Origin of the sequence: Sphingomonas agri (genome assembly GCF_038148795.1) — a bacterium.
In the GTDB taxonomy this organism is placed as follows: Bacteria; Pseudomonadota; Alphaproteobacteria; order Sphingomonadales; family Sphingomonadaceae; genus Sphingomicrobium; species Sphingomicrobium agri.
Genome location: NZ_JBAPEU010000003.1, coordinates 215350 through 232978 on the forward strand (window position 1 = coordinate 215350; position 17629 = coordinate 232978).

The 17629-nt window shown below is 62.9% G+C and carries 17 protein-coding genes; 4 read left to right on the forward strand and 13 right to left on the reverse strand.

What is annotated here, in order from left to right; all coding sequences use genetic code 11:
• Nucleotides 1–109: 109 nt before the first annotated feature.
• From V8192_RS13130 to V8192_RS13165, 8 genes are all read right to left on the reverse strand, one after another.
• The gene (locus V8192_RS13130) at nt 110–1627 is read right to left on the reverse strand and encodes a TadA family conjugal transfer-associated ATPase (protein ID WP_341633553.1); all 1518 of its coding nucleotides are present in this window, start codon (nt 1625–1627) and stop codon (nt 110–112) included.
• Nucleotides 1628–1713: 86 nt separating this feature from the next.
• Nucleotides 1714–3258: a hypothetical protein gene (locus V8192_RS13135; protein ID WP_341633554.1), complete on the reverse strand. Its 1545-nt coding sequence runs from the start codon at nt 3256–3258 to the stop codon at nt 1714–1716.
• A gap of 37 nt (nt 3259–3295) precedes the next feature.
• Entirely contained in the window at nt 3296–3568 is a 273-nt protein-coding gene (locus V8192_RS13140; protein ID WP_341633555.1) for an ATP synthase F1 subunit epsilon, read from the reverse strand.
• Nucleotides 3568–3753 carry a glutathione S-transferase gene (locus V8192_RS13145; RefSeq protein ID WP_341633556.1) on the reverse strand — a complete coding sequence of 62 codons (186 nt, stop codon included), beginning with the start codon at nt 3751–3753 and terminating at the stop codon, nt 3568–3570. The genes V8192_RS13140 and V8192_RS13145 overlap by 1 nt, the downstream gene beginning before the upstream one ends.
• A gap of 3 nt (nt 3754–3756) precedes the next feature.
• Entirely contained in the window at nt 3757–5277 is a 1521-nt protein-coding gene (gene atpD / locus V8192_RS13150; RefSeq protein WP_341633557.1) for a F0F1 ATP synthase subunit beta, read from the reverse strand.
• Between the two features lie 27 nt (nt 5278–5304).
• Nucleotides 5305–6195, reverse strand: a complete 891-nt coding sequence (locus tag V8192_RS13155) for a F0F1 ATP synthase subunit gamma (RefSeq protein ID WP_341633558.1) — start codon at nt 6193–6195, stop codon at nt 5305–5307.
• Between the two features lie 19 nt (nt 6196–6214).
• Complete coding sequence (atpA, locus tag V8192_RS13160; protein ID WP_341633559.1) at nt 6215–7744, reverse strand: F0F1 ATP synthase subunit alpha; 1530 nt, start codon at nt 7742–7744, stop codon at nt 6215–6217.
• Between the two features lie 8 nt (nt 7745–7752).
• Nucleotides 7753–8307 carry a F0F1 ATP synthase subunit delta gene (locus tag V8192_RS13165; RefSeq protein ID WP_341633560.1) on the reverse strand — a complete coding sequence of 185 codons (555 nt, stop codon included), beginning with the start codon at nt 8305–8307 and terminating at the stop codon, nt 7753–7755.
• 208 nt (nt 8308–8515) lie between these two features.
• Here V8192_RS13165 and V8192_RS13170 point away from each other — a divergent pair, with 208 nt between their 5' ends.
• Genes V8192_RS13170 through V8192_RS13180 form a run of 3 tightly spaced genes read left to right on the forward strand, consistent with a single transcriptional unit; the run spans nt 8516 to nt 11022 of the window.
• Nucleotides 8516–8983 carry a DUF1203 domain-containing protein gene (locus V8192_RS13170; protein ID WP_341633561.1) on the forward strand — a complete coding sequence of 156 codons (468 nt, stop codon included), beginning with the start codon at nt 8516–8518 and terminating at the stop codon, nt 8981–8983.
• Between the two features lie 41 nt (nt 8984–9024).
• Entirely contained in the window at nt 9025–10092 is a 1068-nt protein-coding gene (locus tag V8192_RS13175) for a bifunctional transcriptional activator/DNA repair enzyme AdaA (protein WP_341633562.1), read from the forward strand.
• Between the two features lie 33 nt (nt 10093–10125).
• Nucleotides 10126–11022 (forward strand): CPBP family intramembrane glutamic endopeptidase, encoded by an 897-nt coding sequence (locus V8192_RS13180; protein ID WP_341633563.1) that lies wholly within the window; start codon nt 10126–10128, stop codon nt 11020–11022.
• Nucleotides 11023–11027: 5 nt separating this feature from the next.
• On the opposite strand, the gene V8192_RS13185 is transcribed toward V8192_RS13180, so the two are convergent.
• The 5 genes from V8192_RS13185 to V8192_RS13205 form a co-directional block, all read right to left on the reverse strand.
• Complete coding sequence (locus V8192_RS13185) at nt 11028–12527, reverse strand: hypothetical protein (protein WP_341633564.1); 1500 nt, start codon at nt 12525–12527, stop codon at nt 11028–11030.
• Between the two features lie 111 nt (nt 12528–12638).
• Complete coding sequence (locus V8192_RS13190; RefSeq protein ID WP_341633565.1) at nt 12639–14801, reverse strand: primosomal protein N'; 2163 nt, start codon at nt 14799–14801, stop codon at nt 12639–12641.
• Nucleotides 14802–14923: 122 nt separating this feature from the next.
• Nucleotides 14924–15703: a phosphoribosylaminoimidazolesuccinocarboxamide synthase gene (gene purC / locus V8192_RS13195; RefSeq protein WP_341633566.1), complete on the reverse strand. Its 780-nt coding sequence runs from the start codon at nt 15701–15703 to the stop codon at nt 14924–14926.
• A gap of 89 nt (nt 15704–15792) precedes the next feature.
• Entirely contained in the window at nt 15793–15969 is a 177-nt protein-coding gene (locus tag V8192_RS13200; RefSeq protein WP_341633567.1) for a hypothetical protein, read from the reverse strand.
• An 85-nt stretch (nt 15970–16054) separates the two neighbouring features.
• A complete protein-coding gene (locus tag V8192_RS13205; protein ID WP_341633568.1) occupies nt 16055–16243 on the reverse strand; it encodes a hypothetical protein in 189 nt (62 codons plus the stop codon).
• Nucleotides 16244–16401: 158 nt separating this feature from the next.
• Between V8192_RS13205 and V8192_RS13210 the strand changes: the two genes are divergently transcribed.
• Nucleotides 16402–17376: a LysR substrate-binding domain-containing protein gene (locus V8192_RS13210; RefSeq protein ID WP_341633569.1), complete on the forward strand. Its 975-nt coding sequence runs from the start codon at nt 16402–16404 to the stop codon at nt 17374–17376.
• Nucleotides 17377–17629 lie beyond the last annotated feature (253 nt).

A 17629-nucleotide genomic window follows, 5' to 3' on the forward strand; every position in this document is an offset into this window, starting at 1 on the left:
GGTGGCACGCGGATTTTCGTCGCGGCAAACGGCCCCGACTTACGGGCGTTCTGCAGTCTGATAGCTATGAGCGCGGGTTCACTTCATCAACGCGAAGGCCGTGCTGTGGCTAGAGGCAGGCTTCCAGATAAGGCTGATCGAAGCCGAACTGCTTGGCCTTGTCGAGCGTGTATGGGCGCAGGCCCATCGACCGATATTCACCGATGATCTTGCCGTCGGCTGTCTCGTCCAGATACTCGAACTTGAAGAGTTCCTGGGTGACGATGACGTCGCCTTCCATGCCGATTACTTCGGTGATGTTGGTCGTGCGGCGCGATCCGTCGCGAAGGCGCTTCACCTGCACGATGAGATCAACGGAGTCGGCAATCTGACGGCTGATCGCTTCCTTCGGGATCTTTATGTCCGACATCATCACCATGTTCTCCATACGCGCGAGGCACTCGCGTGGGGAGTTGGAGTGGAGCGTCGCCATCGAACCGTCGTGGCCCGTGTTCATAGCAGCGAGGAGATCGAAGCACTCGCTGCCGCGGATCTCGCCCAGGATGATGCGGTCAGGACGCATACGCAGGGCGTTGATGACGAGATCGCGGATCGTGATCGCGCCCTGGCCCTCGAGGTTGGCGGGCCGCGTTTCGAGCGGCAGCCAGTGCGGCTGCTGCAGCCGAAGCTCGGCCGCGTCTTCGATGGTGATCACGCGCTCGCCAGGATCGATCATCTTGGACAGCGCGTTCAGCATCGTCGTCTTGCCGGAGCCGGTACCGCCCGAGATGACGACGTTCATCCGGCTGGCGCCGGCGATCTTGAGGACGGTCGCCATCTTTTCCGACATCGAGCCGAAGCCCTTCATCATGTCGAGCGTGATGGGTTTTTCCGAAAACTTACGAATCGAGATCGCAGTGCCGCGAAGCGAAAGCGGCGGAATGATCACGTTGACGCGGCTGCCGTCCTGCAGGCGGGCGTCGCATAGCGGTGTCGTCTGGTCGATACGGCGACCGACCTTGTTCACGATCCGCTGAGCGATCTGGAACAGATGCTCCTCGTCACGGAACTGGATCTGCGCGATCTCGAGCTTGCCCTTGCGTTCCACGTAGGTCTGCTCTGGGCCGTTGACCATGATGTCGCTGATTGCCGGATCGGCGAGCAGCTCTTCCAGCGGCCCGAGACCCAGGAGCTCGTCGACCAGGACCTTCTCGAGCGCGAATTGCTCGCGCCGGTTAAGGGTGATCTTTAGTTCGGCGAGCACTTCCGAGATGATCGGCCGGAATTCTTCGGCGAGCTCGTCCTTGTTGAGGGTGGCTGCCGCTTCGGGATCGACGCGTTCCAGAAGTCGCGGCAGCACCTGCTCTTTGATGCGGTGGACCGAGGCCTCGAAACCTTCGGCCTTGCTGCTTGCTTGATCGCCGCTGCTGTTCTGGCGCGCCGTCAGGCGGTCCATCGCCCCCATGTTGCCGCTGGCGGGTTCCGCAAGCGGGCCATCAACCGGCGGCGTCAGTTCGTCGATCGGCGGAAACTGATCGCCGCCTGAGACCGGAGCGCTTGCCGGGCCGCCCTTCATCGGCTTGGCAACGCCGAAATTGGGCCGTCCGCCACCGCCGCTCATGCCACCACGCTTGCCGAATGCGCTCATGCCTGTTGTCGCTCGCTTAACTGGAATTCGAGCCTGACCATTAACGGCAGATGCCTAAAGAAAGACTAACCTTGGCGTGGCATCGCTCAAACGCCCTTGCGGCAGCTCGACGATAGTGCCGGGAAGGGCGAGGCGAGCTCGTAGGTTTCAAGGCTCGTGCGGCTACGGACGCGGTAGTGGGAGAGGAGCAAGGCAAAATCCCGGTCCCGCAGGAAGAACGGGAGAGTGTCGAAGGTAGCCTCGCCAGGGCGCGGCCGGGTGACAATGATCCGCTTGGGCGGGATGCAGGCGAAGTCGTATGCAGTCTCGGCGGCGATTTGCCGGCCGAGAGCGGTCAGCCGCGGGTCGGGGCTGCGGGCATGCTCGTTGCGGAGGATCGCGCGCATCATCCAGAACCCGTTGTATCGCGACGCGTAGCGATAGTGGCCTTGGAGGGTTACCGACCAGGGGATTGCCGTCTCGGTGGTGAGGAAGCCCACGCTGTCGCCCGGCCTCAGGCCAGAGACCGCATTCAAGAGGTCCGGACTGGGAAGCGCGGGGTTGAGCTCCTCTTGAGCCGACAGGGCCAGCGGAAGAAGAAGTAGAGCAGGGGCGAACACGCGAAGCCAGGGCGGTGTCTGTTTGCCTTCGGCAAGGAGGGACGCAAGCGCGATCGACGCGCAGCCGATGAGGGGGATCGCGTGGTAGGGCCACCCCTTGAACTGGATGAAATAGACGAGCGCGAACGTGAATGCAGCCACGGTCATCGCCGACGCGATCGGAGTACTTCGGCCGCCAAGCACGCGGGCGCTAAAGCTCAGCGCGCCCAGCAGCAGCAATCCCACGATGGCGAAGGGGCCAAAGAGATAGCGAACGCCGGGCGCACCGAAGCTTCCGTAGGCAAGACGGATGAGCGGGACGATGCGACCGATGAAATCAGGCTCGATGAATGCGATCGCAGCCGCGTAGGAGACACCGACAGCGACGAGGGCGAGCGTCTCCGGGCGGATTGCTCGCCAGGCGCGCCGCTTGCCCGCCAGAAGCCACAGTTCGAGCATCGCCGGGACAAGAAGGAAATATTGCTTGAGCGCGAACCCCAGCGCTGCCCCCGCGCCGATCGACGCCGCGGTCAGGACCGAGACGGATCGGCCCTCCCGGCGGCTTGCGACCAGCGCTGCGTAGGGCAACGTGGCAATGAGTACGATCTGCTCGCGCTGCCCGACATGCATCCAGGGCATCGCCGCAAGAATGATTGCACCATAGGCAAGAAGAAGGCTGCGGCGGGCAGGTTCGATGTGGACAGCAAACCGGTCCGTCGCTGCTAGCGATAGCGCCGTGATGAAGCTCATCGCGAGGATCAGCAGCGACTCTATCCGGACGTCGAGAAGGGCCGCAAGTCGCTCCACCGGAACAGCCATCCAGAACCACAGGGGCGGATTGGTTTCGACGATGTCTGTGTAAAGGTTCGCGCCGGCGTGAATCCGCTCGGCGATCCACAGTTGCCAGGCGACGTCGGAATCGACCCGACCATTCACGCGGGCGGCCGTAAGCAGTGCGAGCGTAATGAGCGCCAAGGTGAGCGGCCGCGCCGCGATCTTGGCAAACGGCCCGGTGCCCGAAGGCTTGGCTGCAATCAAAGAGGCGGCCGGCATCGACCGCGGTGACTAGTCGAAGATGGTAAACGTGTTGCTAAGCTGCGGCCTGGTCGCCGACGCTCTCGGCGAGAACGGTCAGGCCCCTGTCGCTGACTTCGGCGAAGCCGCCGGTCACGGGAATGCGCTCGGGCGCCGAGCCCTGACTGCGGTAAACGGCGATATCGCCGTTCTTGAGGGTCGTCATGTACGGGGCATGGCCGACCATGATGCCCGAATCCCCTTCAACGCCCGGTACAACGACCATGTAAACATCCTCGGACATCACCAGCCGGTCCGGCGTGACGAGCTCGAAATGCAGTTCGGCCATTATTCCCTGCCTTCAATCTTGGCGTCGAATGCGCGCGTTGCCGCCTCGAACTTGTCGCGGCAGCCCGTATTGCAGAAGCCGACGACTTTGCCTCTATAGCGTGCCAGGCTGTCCGCGCTGACCGGCTTTCCGGACCACGGGCACACTTCGTTGACGCAATCGTCGAGATGAAGGTCGTCGGCCAAGGCTCAAGCTTCCTGGGCGAGCTTCTCGGCCTTGGCGACCGCCTCGTCGATGCCGCCCACCATGTAGAAGGCCGCCTCCGGCAGATGGTCGTACTCGCCGCTGACCACCGCCTTGAAAGAGCGGACCGTGTCCTCGACCTGGACGAATTTGCCTGGAATGCCGGTGAAGACCTCCGCGACATGGAAGGGCTGGGAGAGGAACCGCTGGATCTTGCGGGCCCGGCTCACCACGAGCTTATCCTCTTCGGAGAGCTCGTCCATGCCGAGGATCGCGATGATGTCCTGGAGGCTCTTGTACTTCTGAAGCGTTTCCTGAACTGCGCGGGCGACCTCGTAATGCTCCTGGCCCACGACGGCCGGCGTGAGCACGCGACTGACCGAGTCGAGAGGATCGACCGCCGGATAAATTCCAAGCTCCGAGATGGCGCGGCTGAGCGTCGTCGTCGCGTCGAGGTGGGCGAACGAGGTCGCCGGCGCGGGATCGGTCAAGTCGTCGGCGGGCACGTAAATGGCCTGCACCGAGGTGATCGACCCCTTGTTGGTCGAGGTGATGCGTTCCTGCAGCGCTCCCATGTCGGTCGACAGGGTGGGCTGGTAGCCGACGGCCGACGGAATTCGGCCGAGCAGCGCCGACACTTCCGAACCGGCCTGCGTGAAACGGAAGATGTTGTCGACGAAGAATAGGACGTCCTGGCCTTCCTGGTCGCGGAAATATTCGGCCTGCGTCAGTCCCGACAGGGCGACACGGGCGCGCGCTCCCGGCGGCTCGTTCATCTGGCCGAACACAAGCGCGACCTTCGAGCCCTCGGGGGTCGGGTTTCCGTCGGCATCCTTGGCGATGACGCCGGCGTCGAGGAACTCGTGGTAAAGGTCGTTACCCTCGCGGGTACGCTCACCGACGCCGGCAAACACGGAAACGCCGCCGTGGCCCTTGGCGATGTTGTTGATGAGCTCCTGGATGAGCACCGTCTTGCCGACGCCTGCACCCCCGAAGAGACCGATCTTGCCGCCTTTGGCGTAAGGAGCGAGAAGATCAATGACCTTGATGCCGGTGACGAGAATCGCGGCCTCGGTCGACTGGTCGACGAAGGCCGGCGCCTCAGCGTGGATGGGAGCAGTCTGGTCGCTGCCGATTGGGCCGCGCTCGTCGATCGGCTCGCCGATGACGTTCATGATCCGCCCCAGCGTCTTGGGACCGACGGGGACCCGGATCTGGGAGCCGGTCGCGTTGACCGCCTGGCCGCGCGTCAGGCCGTCGGTGGAGTCCATCGCAATCGTGCGAACGACGTTCTCGCCGAGATGCTGCGCGACTTCGAGCACCAGGCGGTTGCCCTGGTTGTCGGTTTCCAGCGCTGAGAGGATCGGCGGAAGATCACCTTCGAACGCGACGTCGACGACGGCGCCGATCACCTGACTGACGCGGCCGACCAGGTTGGTGGCGCTGATCGCGGTTCCGGTTCCGCTTGCCGACGTTTCGGTCTTCTTGGCGCGGGCGCGGGGCTTGGGTTCGGCGGCGGTAGCCATGTCAGTCTTCCTTGCCTTCAGGTCTGGTTAGAGCGCTTCGGCGCCCGAGATGATTTCAACGAGTTCGGTGGTGATGGCTGCCTGGCGTTGCCGGTTGTACTGGATCGACAGGCGGTTGATCATGTCGCCGGCATTGCGGGTCGCATTGTCCATCGCGGTCATCTGCGAACCGTAAAAGCCGGCCTGATTTTCAAGAAGCGCGCGGTAGATCTGGACCGCAATGTTGCGCGGCAGCAGATCTGCAAGGATCTCCTCCTCGTCCGGCTCATATTCGACGGCCGCGGGGGCGCCTGATTTCGGCGGCGCAGATTCTGTCGCCGGCTTGACCGCGACAGGAATGATCTGGTCGATCGCAGGCTCCTGAACGAGCGTCGAGCGGAAGTTCGCATAGGCGAGGTGAACAACGTCAATGCCGTCAGTGACGTAACGGTCGACGAGGTCCTTCGCGATCCGCTGCGCATCGGCGTACGTCGGCGTTTTCATCTCGCTCGTGTCGTACTGGGCAACGATGCTCTTGGGATAGAGGCGCTGGATGACCGGGCGCCCCTTGCGGCCCACGATGTAGAAGAGGACTGTCTTGCCTTGGCCGATGAGATCATCGGCCTTGCGGCGGGCCGCACGGACAACATTGCTGCTGAAGGCTCCGGCAAGCCCGCGGTCCGCGGTTGCAAGGACGATCAGGTGGGTCGCGTCCTTGCCAGTGCCGGCAAGCAGTTTGGGGGTCTGCGGGCCAACCGTCACGCGCGAAGCCAGCGACTGAACGACCTCGGTCATCCGCGAGGAATAAGGGCGGCCGGCCTCGGCGTTCTGCTGCGCTCGGCGAAGCTTCGCCGCGGCGACCATTTTCATCGCCTTGGTGATCTTCTGCGTCGACTTCACCGAGCCGATGCGGATCTTGAGGGCCTTGAGGCTCGCCATGATCTAGCGCCGACTTCCCTTACGCGAACTGCTTGCCGAACTCGCCGAGCGCGTCCTTGAGCGCTGCTGCGGTATCGTCGTCGAGCTGCTTGGTGTCGCGGATCTTCGCAAGAATTTCCGATTTAGATGAGCGCAGGAAGCTCAGCATCGCCGCCTCGTAACGCACAACGTCCCGGACGCCGACGTTGTCGAGGAAACCCTGGGTGCCAGCGAAAATGGATGCAACCTGCTCTTCGATCGGCATCGGCTGGTACTGCGGCTGCTTCAGAAGCTCCGTAAGGCGTGCACCTCGTGCAAGGAGCTTCTGGGTCGAGGCGTCAAGGTCCGAGCCGAACTGGGCGAAGGCCGCCATCTCGCGATATTGTGCAAGTTCGAGCTTGATCGACCCTGCGACCTTTTTCATCGCCTTGGTCTGTGCGGCCGATCCAACGCGGCTGACCGAGAGGCCGACGTTAATGGCCGGCCGGATGCCCTGATAGAACAGGTCTGTCTCGAGGAAGATCTGGCCGTCGGTGATCGAGATCACGTTGGTCGGAATGTAGGCCGACACGTCGCCCGCCTGGGTCTCGATGACGGGCAGGGCGGTCAGCGAGCCGCCGCCATTGGCTTCATTCATCTTCGCAGCGCGTTCGAGGAGGCGGCTATGGAGGTAGAAAACGTCGCCGGGATAAGCCTCGCGGCCAGGCGGGCGGCGAAGAAGAAGCGACATCTGGCGGTAGGCGACAGCCTGCTTGGAGAGGTCGTCATAGACAATGACGGCGTGCATGCCGTTGTCGCGGAAATATTCGCCCATCGCGCAGCCCGTGTAGGGCGCGAGGAACTGCAGGGGCGCCGGCTCCGATGCAGTGGCGGCGACCACGATCGTATATTCCATCGCGCCATTTTCTTCGAGCGCGCGGACGATCTGAGCCACGGTAGAGCGCTTCTGGCCGACTGCCACGTAGATGCAGTAGAGCTTCTGGCTCTCGTCGCCCGACTTGTTGACTTCCTTCTGGTTGATGAAGGTGTCGAGCGCGACTGCAGTCTTGCCGGTCTGCCGGTCGCCAATGATCAATTCGCGCTGGCCGCGGCCGATCGGAACGAGCGCGTCGAGGGCCTTGAGGCCCGTCTGAACCGGCTCATGCACGGACTTGCGCGGAATGATTCCAGGCGCCTTCACCTCGACGCGGCGGCGCTCGGTGTATTCGATCGGGCCCTTGCCATCGATGGGATTGCCGAGGGCGTCGACGACGCGCCCGAGGAGGCCCTTTCCAATGGGAACATCCACGATCGTCCCGGTGCGCTTGACAGTCGAACCTTCTCGGATCTCGGAGTCCGAGCCGAAGATCACCACGCCTACGTTGTCGGCCTCAAGGTTGAGGGCCATTCCCTTGGTGCCGTTGTCGAACTCCACCATTTCGCCGGCCTGGACGTTGTCGAGACCGTAGATACGCGCGATGCCGTCGCCGACCGACAGCACGGTGCCGACCTCGGAGACCTGCGCTTCGGCGTCGAAGTTCGCGATCTGGTCGCGGATGACGCGGGAGATTTCAGCGGCGCGGATGTCCATCTTCTTGCTTAGCCTTTCATCGCCTGGGCGAGTCGGTTGAGTTTGGTGCGGATTGAAGCGTCGATCTGCTGGCTTCCCAGCTTGACGACGATTCCGCCGAGAATGTTGGGGTCGACGGTCGCGTCGATGTTCACATCCCGGCCGGCGCGGGTACGAAGCTGCTGCCTAAGTTGGGCAAGCTGATCGTCGTTCAAGGGCCTTGCCGTGACGATCTGGGCGCTGGTCTCGCCCCGATGCTCGGAGGCAAGCCGCCGGTAGGCTCCGATAATCGAGCGCAGCTGGCGCTTGCGTCCATTCCTCGCGAGGACGCCGAGGAAATTGGTGGTGGTGAGATCAAGGTGCAGCTGGGGGGCGAGGGCCGCAAGGGCCCTGCCGGCTTCCTCCCGCGAAACGAGGGGACTGTCGATCATCTCCGCCAGGTCATTTGAGCCTGCAAGCGCCTCATTGAGGGCATCGAGACTCTTGCCAACTGATTCGATCTGCCTCTGATCGCGAGCAAGGTCGAACAAAGCAGACGCGTAACGCCCTGCTAAGCTGGCTCGAATGCCGCCGGATGTCTCCACGCGCGAAAAGCTCCAGAAACGGATGTTGCCCTGATGCGAAAAACGGGGCGTGAAAACGGGCTAACCCCGCACGCCCCCACCAGTTGGCGCGGCCACTAGCAAGGGGTTCGCAGCGATGCAACCGCCTGAGTCTTTGTTTGAGCGCAAGCCTGCGGAAGCCGGTGGGTGGACGACTTGGCTAGGGTGGCATTCGAAAGGAGCAATTCGCATGTCTTATGTCGTTCGAGGACTGGATCCCGCGCCCTTCCAGCCGCTGTTCGGGCTCGCCGACGAGGAGTTGGCCAAGCACGGAGTAGTGCGGATGACGGTCACGAAAAAGCCAAGTTTCCCTTGCCGGGTCAGCCTCACCGACCGCGACATCGGTGACCAGGTTCTATTGCTGAACCACGTCAGTCACGACGTCACGAATCCCTATCGCTCCAGCCATGCCATTTTCGTCACTGAAGGCGAGGGCGAGGCTGCCGAATATGTCGATCAGGCCCCGCCCGTCTTTCATACCCGGGTGCTGTCGCTGCGGGGCTTTGATGCCGACGGCATGATGGCGGATGCGCTGCTCGCCCAACCGGGGGCGGCTGATGCGGGAATTCGCGAGCTGTTCCAGAATCCCACCATCAAGACGATACACGCGCACAACGCCGCTCGCGGCTGCTTCGCTGCGCGGATAGAAAGGAAATGACTATGCTTGCGCAGGTCGCAGAGGCGCCTAGATCAAGGGCAATGGAGAATGTCGCCCGCCTCGATGCGGACACGGCCTGGGCGGCCTTCATGCGCCGGGATCGCGCCTGGGACGGGCGCATCTTGGGAGCCGTCAAAACCACCGGCATTTACTGCAAGCCGAGCTGCCCCGCGCGCCGGCCCAGGCGCGAGAACGTCGAATTCTTCCTGACCCGGGATGAGGCGCGGGCGGCAGGCTACCGGCCTTGCCTCAGGTGCAAGCCTGATGAAGTCGCGCGCGATCGAACCGCAGTTGCAAAGGCGGTCGAGTTAATCGAATCCGCCGAAGAAGCGCCTAGTCTTGGTGAGATCGCCGATGCGGTCGGTTATGCCCCTCATCATTTCCAACGCATCTTCAAGCGTGATCTTGGTGTCTCGCCCGCAGAATATGCTCGGGGTCTGCGCAATCGCCGGACCGAGGCTGCACTCAAGACCCGCGGCCGAGTGACGGATGCGGTCTACGAAGCAGGCTATTCGGCCCCCAGCAGTTTTTACAGCGATGCGAGGGAAAGGCTCGGCATGACACCCTCGGCTTGGCGCGACGGTGGCAGCGGCGCGACGATTCGGTGGGCGATGTTCGACAGCCCGCTCGGACGGATGTTGATCGCCGCTACCGACAGGGGAATTTGCCGCCTGACGTTCGACGACAGTGTTGAGTCACTGGAGCGGCTGTTTCCCAAGGCCGCCATTTGCGAGGATCCCGGCGGCCTCAAGGAGCTGGTCGAAGGCGCCCTTTCCGCGATCAAACAGCCGCTCGCGGCGCACGACCTGCCGATCGACGTCGCCGGCACGGCCTTTCAGGAAGCCGTCTGGCGCGAGCTACGCAAGATCCCGGCAGGGGAAACCCGCAGCTATGCACAAATCGCCGCAGCGATCGGTCACCCCAAGGCCGTTCGAGCTGTCGGCTCGGCAAATGGCGACAATCACGTCTGTGTTCTCATCCCATGTCACCGGGTGATCCGCAGCGATGGATCGCTGGGCGGTTATGGCGGCGGCGTAGCGCGCAAGAAGAAGTTGCTCGCCTCCGAGGGTCATGAGCTCCTTGCCCCGGAATTGCCTCTCGTCGAATAGGGAGTCACAGGATTGCGCCGGCTCGGCACAATCATGACCGACCCGGAGAAACGATTGGAAGCGAACGAGGACGCACGGCGCGCAAGCCTGCCGGAATGGTCAAGCATCGCCACCTTTCCCTTGATCGAGATGGCGGCGGCGATCCTGCTTTACTTCGCCTCTGCAGCGTTCGGAACTCTTCTTGGTTCGCTTCTTCCTGCATCGCCGGCCGGCAGTATCGCCAAGGATGCGATCGTTCTCGGGCTGGTGATCGCCACCTATAAGCTGGCGATCGTCCGCCTCGGCGAAATCCCGCGCGATGACCTGGAGGTGACGGATTCGCTTCCCGGCCTCGGGAAGGGCGTTCTCGCGGGCCTCGTGATTTTCACCGTCGTCGTCGGAATAGCTTTCGCTCTTGGCGTCTACAAAATTGTTGGTAGCGGCGACTTCTCCGGCATGCTTGCCGCACTTGTCGGTGTCGCGATGGTGCCTGCATTCACCGAAGAGCTTCTGTTTCGGGGGATTCTCTTTCGTTGGATCGAAGAATTTGCCGGAAGCTGGGCCGCGCTCGGATTAACATCAGCCTTGTTCGGGCTCGCGCACATCCTCAATCCCGGTGCGACATGGTTCTCATCCTTGGCGATCGCAGTCGAAGCCGGGCTGCTCCTTGGCGCCGTCTACATGCTCACCCGCAGTCTCTGGATGCCCATCGGCCTGCACGCTGCGTGGAACTTCGTGGAAGGACCAGTCTTCGGGGTGCCAGTTTCAGGAGGTCCCGCCTCAGGAGCGATCCGTGCCTCGATAACGGGCCCGCAACTTCTATCGGGAGGTCCGTTCGGGCTGGAAGGGTCCGTGATTGCCGTGGTTGTAGCAACAAGTGCGGGAGTGTGGTTCCTGCGGCTTGCAATCAAACGCGGCGAGCTCGTGAGACCCTCATGGGAACGCCATTGAGCCGCCTAGTGCGAACCGGGTTCGCTTGCGGCCTCGTCCGTCCTTGTCGCGAGCGCGGCTGTCGCATTCCCTGAATCGATCTTGCCGATCATTGCGCGGGCAACGTCGGCGAGCCCGCCGCCGTGCGGATCGTAGGCCACGGGTGTAAGCGCACGCTTGGCTTCGGCGGACTTGCCCTCTTTCAGATAAGCGACAGCCGAGGTCATTCGAAGACCCTTGTCCTGCGGCGCGAGGTCCGAGGCATAGTGCAGTGCTGCAATCGCGTTGGTCGTGGGTCTGACGCCTTCCTGCAAATAAGTCCGGTAGTAGAGCGCGAGCGGCTCGGGATCCTCGGTGTCGATCTTGTTTGCAGCGATGAAGAGGTCGCGTGCCTCGGCGAATGCCGGGTGACGAGCCGCTCCCTCGAGCTTTTCCGCCCGCTGGCCGATTGCGCGGCCCTTGAAGATCATCCCTTCGGTAGAGCGCGGATCGATCTTGAGCGAGCGATCCGCTGCAGCTTCCGAAGCGTCCGGGTGGCCCGCGTCAAGCTCGGCTTCCGCAAGGGTCAGTTCGACGAGCTCGTCGCCCGGGTAACGTGCTTCCACAGCGCGCACCTGGGCCGCCAGCGGCTCTGCAGTCTCCTGGTTCACGCCGCGCTTGGACTGGATCCGGAACGGAAGCACAGCCGAAGCGCCCTCGCTGAGGGCCTGCATGTCGATGGACCCGCCCTTGATGGCGCTTGCAGAAACCTTGATGAAATTGAGCTTGGGCCGCTCGACATATTTATCGATTTCCCGGTCAAGCTGCTTGAGGTCCCCGAACGCCGTCCGCGCCGATTGGAGAGGGTCAATCCCGTGCGCAATCCCGTCGAGATACTTGTCGAGTTGGCCGCGCCTCGACGGTTCGAACGTCAAGTAATGAGTGAGCAGCCAACCTCTCGCATAGAGCGACTCGCCCTCCTCCGTCCCGATTCTTGGATTTGATCCGTCGAGGATGCGCTCGATCGGAAGCTTGGTTCCGAGCATCAGGCTGTAGGCTCGATGTTTGGCCGCGATTCCGAGGTCTACCGAACCGTCCTTCTCGAACGAAGCCGTGGACATGAACTCGGCGAAGCCCTCGACAAGCCAGGGGGGGACCGGCGCATCGAGGTCCTGCATCATGAGATGATGGGCATACTCGTGGAAAAAGACGATGTCGGCATCGAGGTCCCATTCCGAGCCGCTTCCGGATTTTCGGGGAACGAACGCCACCGACCCGGACGCCCTTGGGATATAGAAGCCGCGTACGTCCCCGGTCTTGTCGTGGATGAGTTTCTGGACCTCGCCGTCGCTTCGAACCACGAAGACGGTCAGCCGGTTGCCATCTCCGATCGGGGGATCATCCATGTTCCGGACGTGGCGCACCGCATTATCGAACCGCTCGAGCTTCTCGGCGAACGCGCGAAGCTGTGCGGGATTTTCATCCGCATAGATAATGAAGTGGGTGCTGCCAGCGCGCAGCCATGCTGCATTGCAGATGCTCGCCATAGAAACCGCAACAAGCCCGGCTAACGCACGCAAACCCGCAGAAGACATTGTTCCTCCAGCTTCGGCAGGAGAAGTCTAGCGCGGTCGGGAGACGACGCAATGCCTGCTTCTTCAAAGGAAGCTGTAAGGGTCGACGTCGACGCTGACGCGGACCTTGGCGCTCCATTCGATTTTCTCGAGCCAGTCCCGGATCACTTCCTGGACGTCGAGGCTCCTTCGAGCGTGAACCAGGAGCCGCTGGCGGTGCCTGCCGCGGAGCATGGCAAGAGGTGCTGGCGCCGGTCCGAACACAGCCATACCTTCCACCTCGGGAGCCGCTTGGCCGATGCGCCTCGCGACGCCTTCTGCTTGGGATGCGTCCTCGGCCGAGACGATGATCGCTGCAAGACGGCCGAACGGGGGCATGGCAGCCTCTCGGCGAGCCTCAGTCTCGGCGGCATAGAAGCCGGCGGCGTCGCCCTTCACGAGCGCGGCGATAACGGGCGCGTCGGGATCGTGGGTCTGGACGAAAACCCGCCCTGGCTTGTTGCCGCGACCTGCTCGGCCCGCGACCTGCTGTATCTGCTGGAAGCTGCGCTCGGCTGCCCGCAGATCGCCTCCTGCAAGCCCGAGATCGGCGTCGACCACCCCCACCAAGGTCAGGTTTGGAAAATGGTAACCCTTGGTCACGAGCTGCGTCCCCACGACCACGTCGATTGCGCCCGCATCCATCGCCGCCACGAACTCCGCCGCGCGGAGCGGAGACCAGATCGTGTCCGACGTGACGATCGCCGTCCTCGCCTCCGGGAACAGCGTCGCTACCTCGTCGGCAATCCTTTCGACCCCGGGTCCGCAGGCGACGAGACTGTCCTCCTCGCCGCATTCGGGGCAGGCCTTTGGGGGCGGCATCACATGGCCACAATGGTGACAGGCAAGGCGGCGCATCAGCCGATGCTCGACCATCCAGGCCGTGCAGTTAGGGCACTGGAACCGGTGGCCGCAGTGGCGGCAGAGCGTCAGCGGTGCAAAGCCGCGGCGATTGAGGAAGAGGAGCGACTGCTCGCCCCGCTCGAGGTTGGCCTCGATTTCGCTGACGAGCTGCGGCGCGAGCCAGCGACCGCGCTCGGGCGGGTCCTCCGTAAGGTCGATCGCCCGGATGTCCGGCATTGAGGCGCCGGCGAAGCGCGCCGTGAGGCTCACTTCGCGGTAGCGGTTCAGCTCGACCATGTGTTTGCTCTCTATTGGCGGCGTTGCCGTCGAGAGGACGACGGGGATGTCTTCGAACTTGGCGCGCATCACTGCCGTGTCGCGCGCGTGATACTGGACCCCTTCTTCCTGCTTGAATGAGGGCTCATGCGCCTCGTCAACGACGATCAGGCCCAGCCTCGCGTAAGGCAGGAAAAGCGCCGAGCGTGCGCCGACTGTGACGGCTGCTTCTCCGCTCGCGATTCCTCGCCAGGCACGCCGGCGCTGCGACGAGCGAAGGTCGGAATGCCAGGCAATTGGAGTGCAGCCGAACCGCGCTTCGAAGCGGTTGAGGAAGGGCTGCGTGAGCGCGATTTCTGGAAGAAGAACGAGGGCCTGCATGTTCCTTCGGAGGCACTCCGCGATCGCTTCGAAATAGACTTCGGTCTTGCCCGAGCCCGTCACTCCGTCGAGGAGGACGGGGTCGAACCCCTTGCCGACGGCGGAGACGAGACTTTCGGCGGCCTGCCGCTGGTCATGGTTGAGCCCTGGCGGTGCAAAGTCGGGATCAGGGCAGGAGAGCGGGCGGTCGGCGTCTATTGCGACGGCTTCGATCGCTCCTGCATTCACCAGTCCCCGCAGGACGGCGTCGCTGACCCCGGCGTGAGCTGCGAGCTCACGGATGGTGCCCTGGCGGCCTTCCAGCGACGCCAAGGCCTTCTCACGCTGCGGCGTTAGACGACCGGGCACCAGGCCGGTGGGCCGGTACTCGACGAGCTGGCGCGGACCATCGAGCGCGGCCGAGGAGGGGAGGACCATCCGCAGCACCGAGGCAAGCGGACTGAGATAATAGTCGGCAGTCCACTCGCAAAGCCGTCGCAGGGGCGCGGCGAGGGGTGGTACGTCCATCACGCCTGCGAGCGGCCGCAGGCGTGCATCGGGCACTTCTTTGGTGGGAAGACGTTCCGTTTCCCATGCGACGCCCAAGAGCTGGCGTGGTCCGAGCGGGGCGACAACGATGGATCCAGGTTCAATCGTCATACCCTCGGGCACCCGGTAATCGAGCGGCTCGAGCGCAGCATTCAATGTGACGACCCGGACGCGCTTCATTCAAAGCGCAATTGCGGACCGAGGGTGCGTCTAGCAAGAGGAGGGCTTAAGGGTCGGCGCGGCGCCAGGTCGCCGGGCGAGGATTTCACCTCGAATACGACATTGGGCGGGATGATCGTGGCCTAGCGGCCGCGTTTCTTGCGGTGGGTGTCGAAGTCGAGGACTGCCGATTCATCCTCTGGCTGGAGTAGTCCCAGGCGTCGGGCGACTTCCTGATAGGCTTCCTCGACGCCGCCGAGGTCCTGCCGGAAGCGGTCCTTGTCGAGTTTCTGGTTGGTCTTGATGTCCCACAGCCGGCAGCCGTCGGGACTGATCTCGTCGGCAAGGATCACGCGCGAATAATCGCCATCCCACACGCGGCCGAACTCCAGCTTGAAGTCGATCAGGCGAATTCCGATCGCTGCGAACATGCCGGACAGGAAATCGTTCACCCGAATCGCCATGTCGGCGATGTCGTTCATTTCGTCCTGCGTTGCCCAGCCGAAACAGGCGATATGTTCGTCCGCGATCATCGGGTCGCCGAGAGCATCGTCCTTGTAATAATATTCGATGATCGTCCGGGGGAGTTGCGTACCCTCCTCGATGCCGAGGCGCTTGGAAAGGGAGCCGGCAGCGACGTTCCGCACCACCACCTCGATCGGAATGATCTCGACCTGGCGAATCAGCTGTTCGCGCATGTTCAGCCGACGGATGAAATGTGTCGGCACACCGATCGCGGAAAGCGAGGTGAAGATGTGCTCAGAGATGCGGTTGTTGATGACGCCCTTTCCGCTGATCGTGCCGCGCTTCTGCGCGTTGAACGCGGTTGCATCGTCCTTGAAATACTGAATCAAAGTGCCGGGCTCCGGACCCTCGTAGAGGATCTTGGCCTTGCCCTCATAGATCTGACGGCGGCGAGCCACGGTTCGCGTCACTCCAAAGCAATTGTCGAAGGAGCGGGCGCTATAAGCGAGGAGCGCGGTGCGTGCTAGTCCGCGCTCCTCTTCGATAATCAGTGGGACCGCGCGCGCCGGGACTTTGCTGTCCAGGGTGCCGAGTACTCGATGCGATTCAAGACGTTGAACGCATTGCCTACAGCGCTGCCGAGGCGCGCAAACGCACTGGCGATCGCGGCGTTCAATTCGGCGCGGCTCTCGCGGTAGTGACGGTCGTAAAGTTCGTCCACCATGGTGACCATCCTTTCCTCTCTCGTTTCTTGCAGCGGCAGCTGGCTGCCGCTGACGTCGGCTGCTTCCTCGTTCTTGCGGGCGAAGTCAGAGTGCGATGGGATAGCCGTCGATGCGGTCGTTCGCTGCGCGAAGGGCGTGCTCGACAACTTCAAGCCTGCAGGCCTCGCTCAACGCCCGCCATCCCCGCAATGTCGACTGCGTGATCTCGACGCTGGTGACCTGCCCAACAGGGCCGTCTTCGATGGGCGCACGGCTGCTGAGGCCATAAGCCATGGCAAGTCTCCTTTCCTGTTGATGGCCACCGGCGGGGCGGGCTGTTGGGGGAGGGATCTATCCCCGCCGGCGACTTGATGTGGAAATATGTTTTCTCTATTCGTTCCGCCAATCAAACGCTCGAAGGAAGCGATAAATCACACTTATGAGGTGAGTTGATGAGGCGGCTTCCACCACTCGCGGCGATCCGGGCTTTCGAAGCTGCCGCGAGGACCGAAAACTTTACAGCGGCAGCCGCTGAACTCGGCATGACGCAGGCGGCGGTCTCCTACCAAGTGAAGAGCCTGGAGGAGCGTCTTGGCTCTCCCCTGTTCGTCCGCGAGAAAGGGAGGGCGCGCCTCACGCCGCTTGGCCAGCGCCTGTTACCGGCACTCTCGGGCGCCTTTGACGCCATCGAGGCGGCATTTGCCAGTCACCGCGAGGAAGACGAAACGCTTCTGACGATCACGACGACGCACACCTTCGCCAATACCTGGCTGGCCTGGCGCCTCGGTGCATTTCAGATGGAGCACCCGGACCTTGCTGTCCGAATGACGACCAGCAACGAGCTGTGCGACGTTCGTGGGGGTGATGCTGATGTCGCTGTCCGGGCTGGGAATGGCGGTTGGGAGGGGCTGGAGGAGTATCGGTTGTTCGAATCGGCGTTCACTCCGATGGCCAGCCCCGACTGTATCGCGCTCGTGGAGCGCAAGCTTGGCCGTCCCTTGGAGCCTGCCGACCTGCCCCATCAAAACCGCATCAATCCAAGCGACGATTGGTGGCAGCAATGGTTTTCCGACAACGGCGTTCCCGCCGACGAATCGGTGCTTCGGCGTGCTGGCATCAGGCTCGAAAACCAGGCCAACGAGGGGCATGCGGCAATGGCCGGGCAGGGATTTGCGTTGCTGACGCCGCTTCTGTGGAAGGGCGATGTCGCCGCCGGAAGATTGTGCATGCCGTTTGCCGATCGCGTCTCGACACGTGGATGGGCCTATTGGCTTGCCTATCCGCGCGAGCGGAGAATGGTGCCCAAGGTCAAGCGGTTTCGCGAATGGCTGGTGGCTGAGATGGAAAAGGCGCTTCGCGAGCAAGACGGCGGATGGGGGAGTTCCGGTCTCGTGGCCCCCGACTTGCAGCAGGCGAGCATCGGCTGATTGAGACCGGCGACTCCCGGAATGGGACGTCGTTAAATATTGCTTTTTACGGACATGGTTAACCTTTTCACTTGCTTTGTTAACCGATTCAGCGGACGCCTCCGTTCTCAAGCTTAGGATTTTGGTCGAGTCGCGTCTCCTCAAGGGGCAAAAGGAGCGCTGTGGTTCGTTTGGCGTCACAAGACAGCGGGTGTGCGCGCGTTCGGGGGCGGGCAGGGCTACTCTGCGCCTGTGCGATTGCTGCGCTGACCGT

Excerpts from the sequence above, each read along its gene's own strand:
- V8192_RS13130 (WP_341633553.1), bottom strand. The coding sequence starts at position 1,627 with ATGAGCGCATTCGGCAAGCGTGGTGGCATGAGCGGCGGTGGCGGACGG.
- V8192_RS13135 (WP_341633554.1), bottom strand. The coding sequence starts at position 3,258 with ATGCCGGCCGCCTCTTTGATTGCAGCCAAGCCTTCGGGCACCGGGCCG.
- V8192_RS13140 (WP_341633555.1), bottom strand. The coding sequence starts at position 3,568 with ATGGCCGAACTGCATTTCGAGCTCGTCACGCCGGACCGGCTGGTGATG.
- atpD (WP_341633557.1), bottom strand. The coding sequence starts at position 5,277 with ATGGCTACCGCCGCCGAACCCAAGCCCCGCGCCCGCGCCAAGAAGACC.
- V8192_RS13155 (WP_341633558.1), bottom strand. The coding sequence starts at position 6,195 with ATGGCGAGCCTCAAGGCCCTCAAGATCCGCATCGGCTCGGTGAAGTCG.
- atpA (WP_341633559.1), bottom strand. The coding sequence starts at position 7,744 with ATGGACATCCGCGCCGCTGAAATCTCCCGCGTCATCCGCGACCAGATC.
- V8192_RS13170 (WP_341633561.1), top strand. The coding sequence starts at position 8,516 with ATGTCTTATGTCGTTCGAGGACTGGATCCCGCGCCCTTCCAGCCGCTG.
- V8192_RS13175 (WP_341633562.1), top strand. The coding sequence starts at position 9,025 with ATGGAGAATGTCGCCCGCCTCGATGCGGACACGGCCTGGGCGGCCTTC.
- V8192_RS13180 (WP_341633563.1), top strand. The coding sequence starts at position 10,126 with ATGACCGACCCGGAGAAACGATTGGAAGCGAACGAGGACGCACGGCGC.
- V8192_RS13185 (WP_341633564.1), bottom strand. The coding sequence starts at position 12,527 with ATGGCGAGCATCTGCAATGCAGCATGGCTGCGCGCTGGCAGCACCCAC.
- V8192_RS13190 (WP_341633565.1), bottom strand. The coding sequence starts at position 14,801 with ATGAAGCGCGTCCGGGTCGTCACATTGAATGCTGCGCTCGAGCCGCTC.
- V8192_RS13200 (WP_341633567.1), bottom strand. The coding sequence starts at position 15,969 with ATGGTGGACGAACTTTACGACCGTCACTACCGCGAGAGCCGCGCCGAA.
- V8192_RS13205 (WP_341633568.1), bottom strand. The coding sequence starts at position 16,243 with ATGGCTTATGGCCTCAGCAGCCGTGCGCCCATCGAAGACGGCCCTGTT.
- V8192_RS13210 (WP_341633569.1), top strand. The coding sequence starts at position 16,402 with ATGAGGCGGCTTCCACCACTCGCGGCGATCCGGGCTTTCGAAGCTGCC.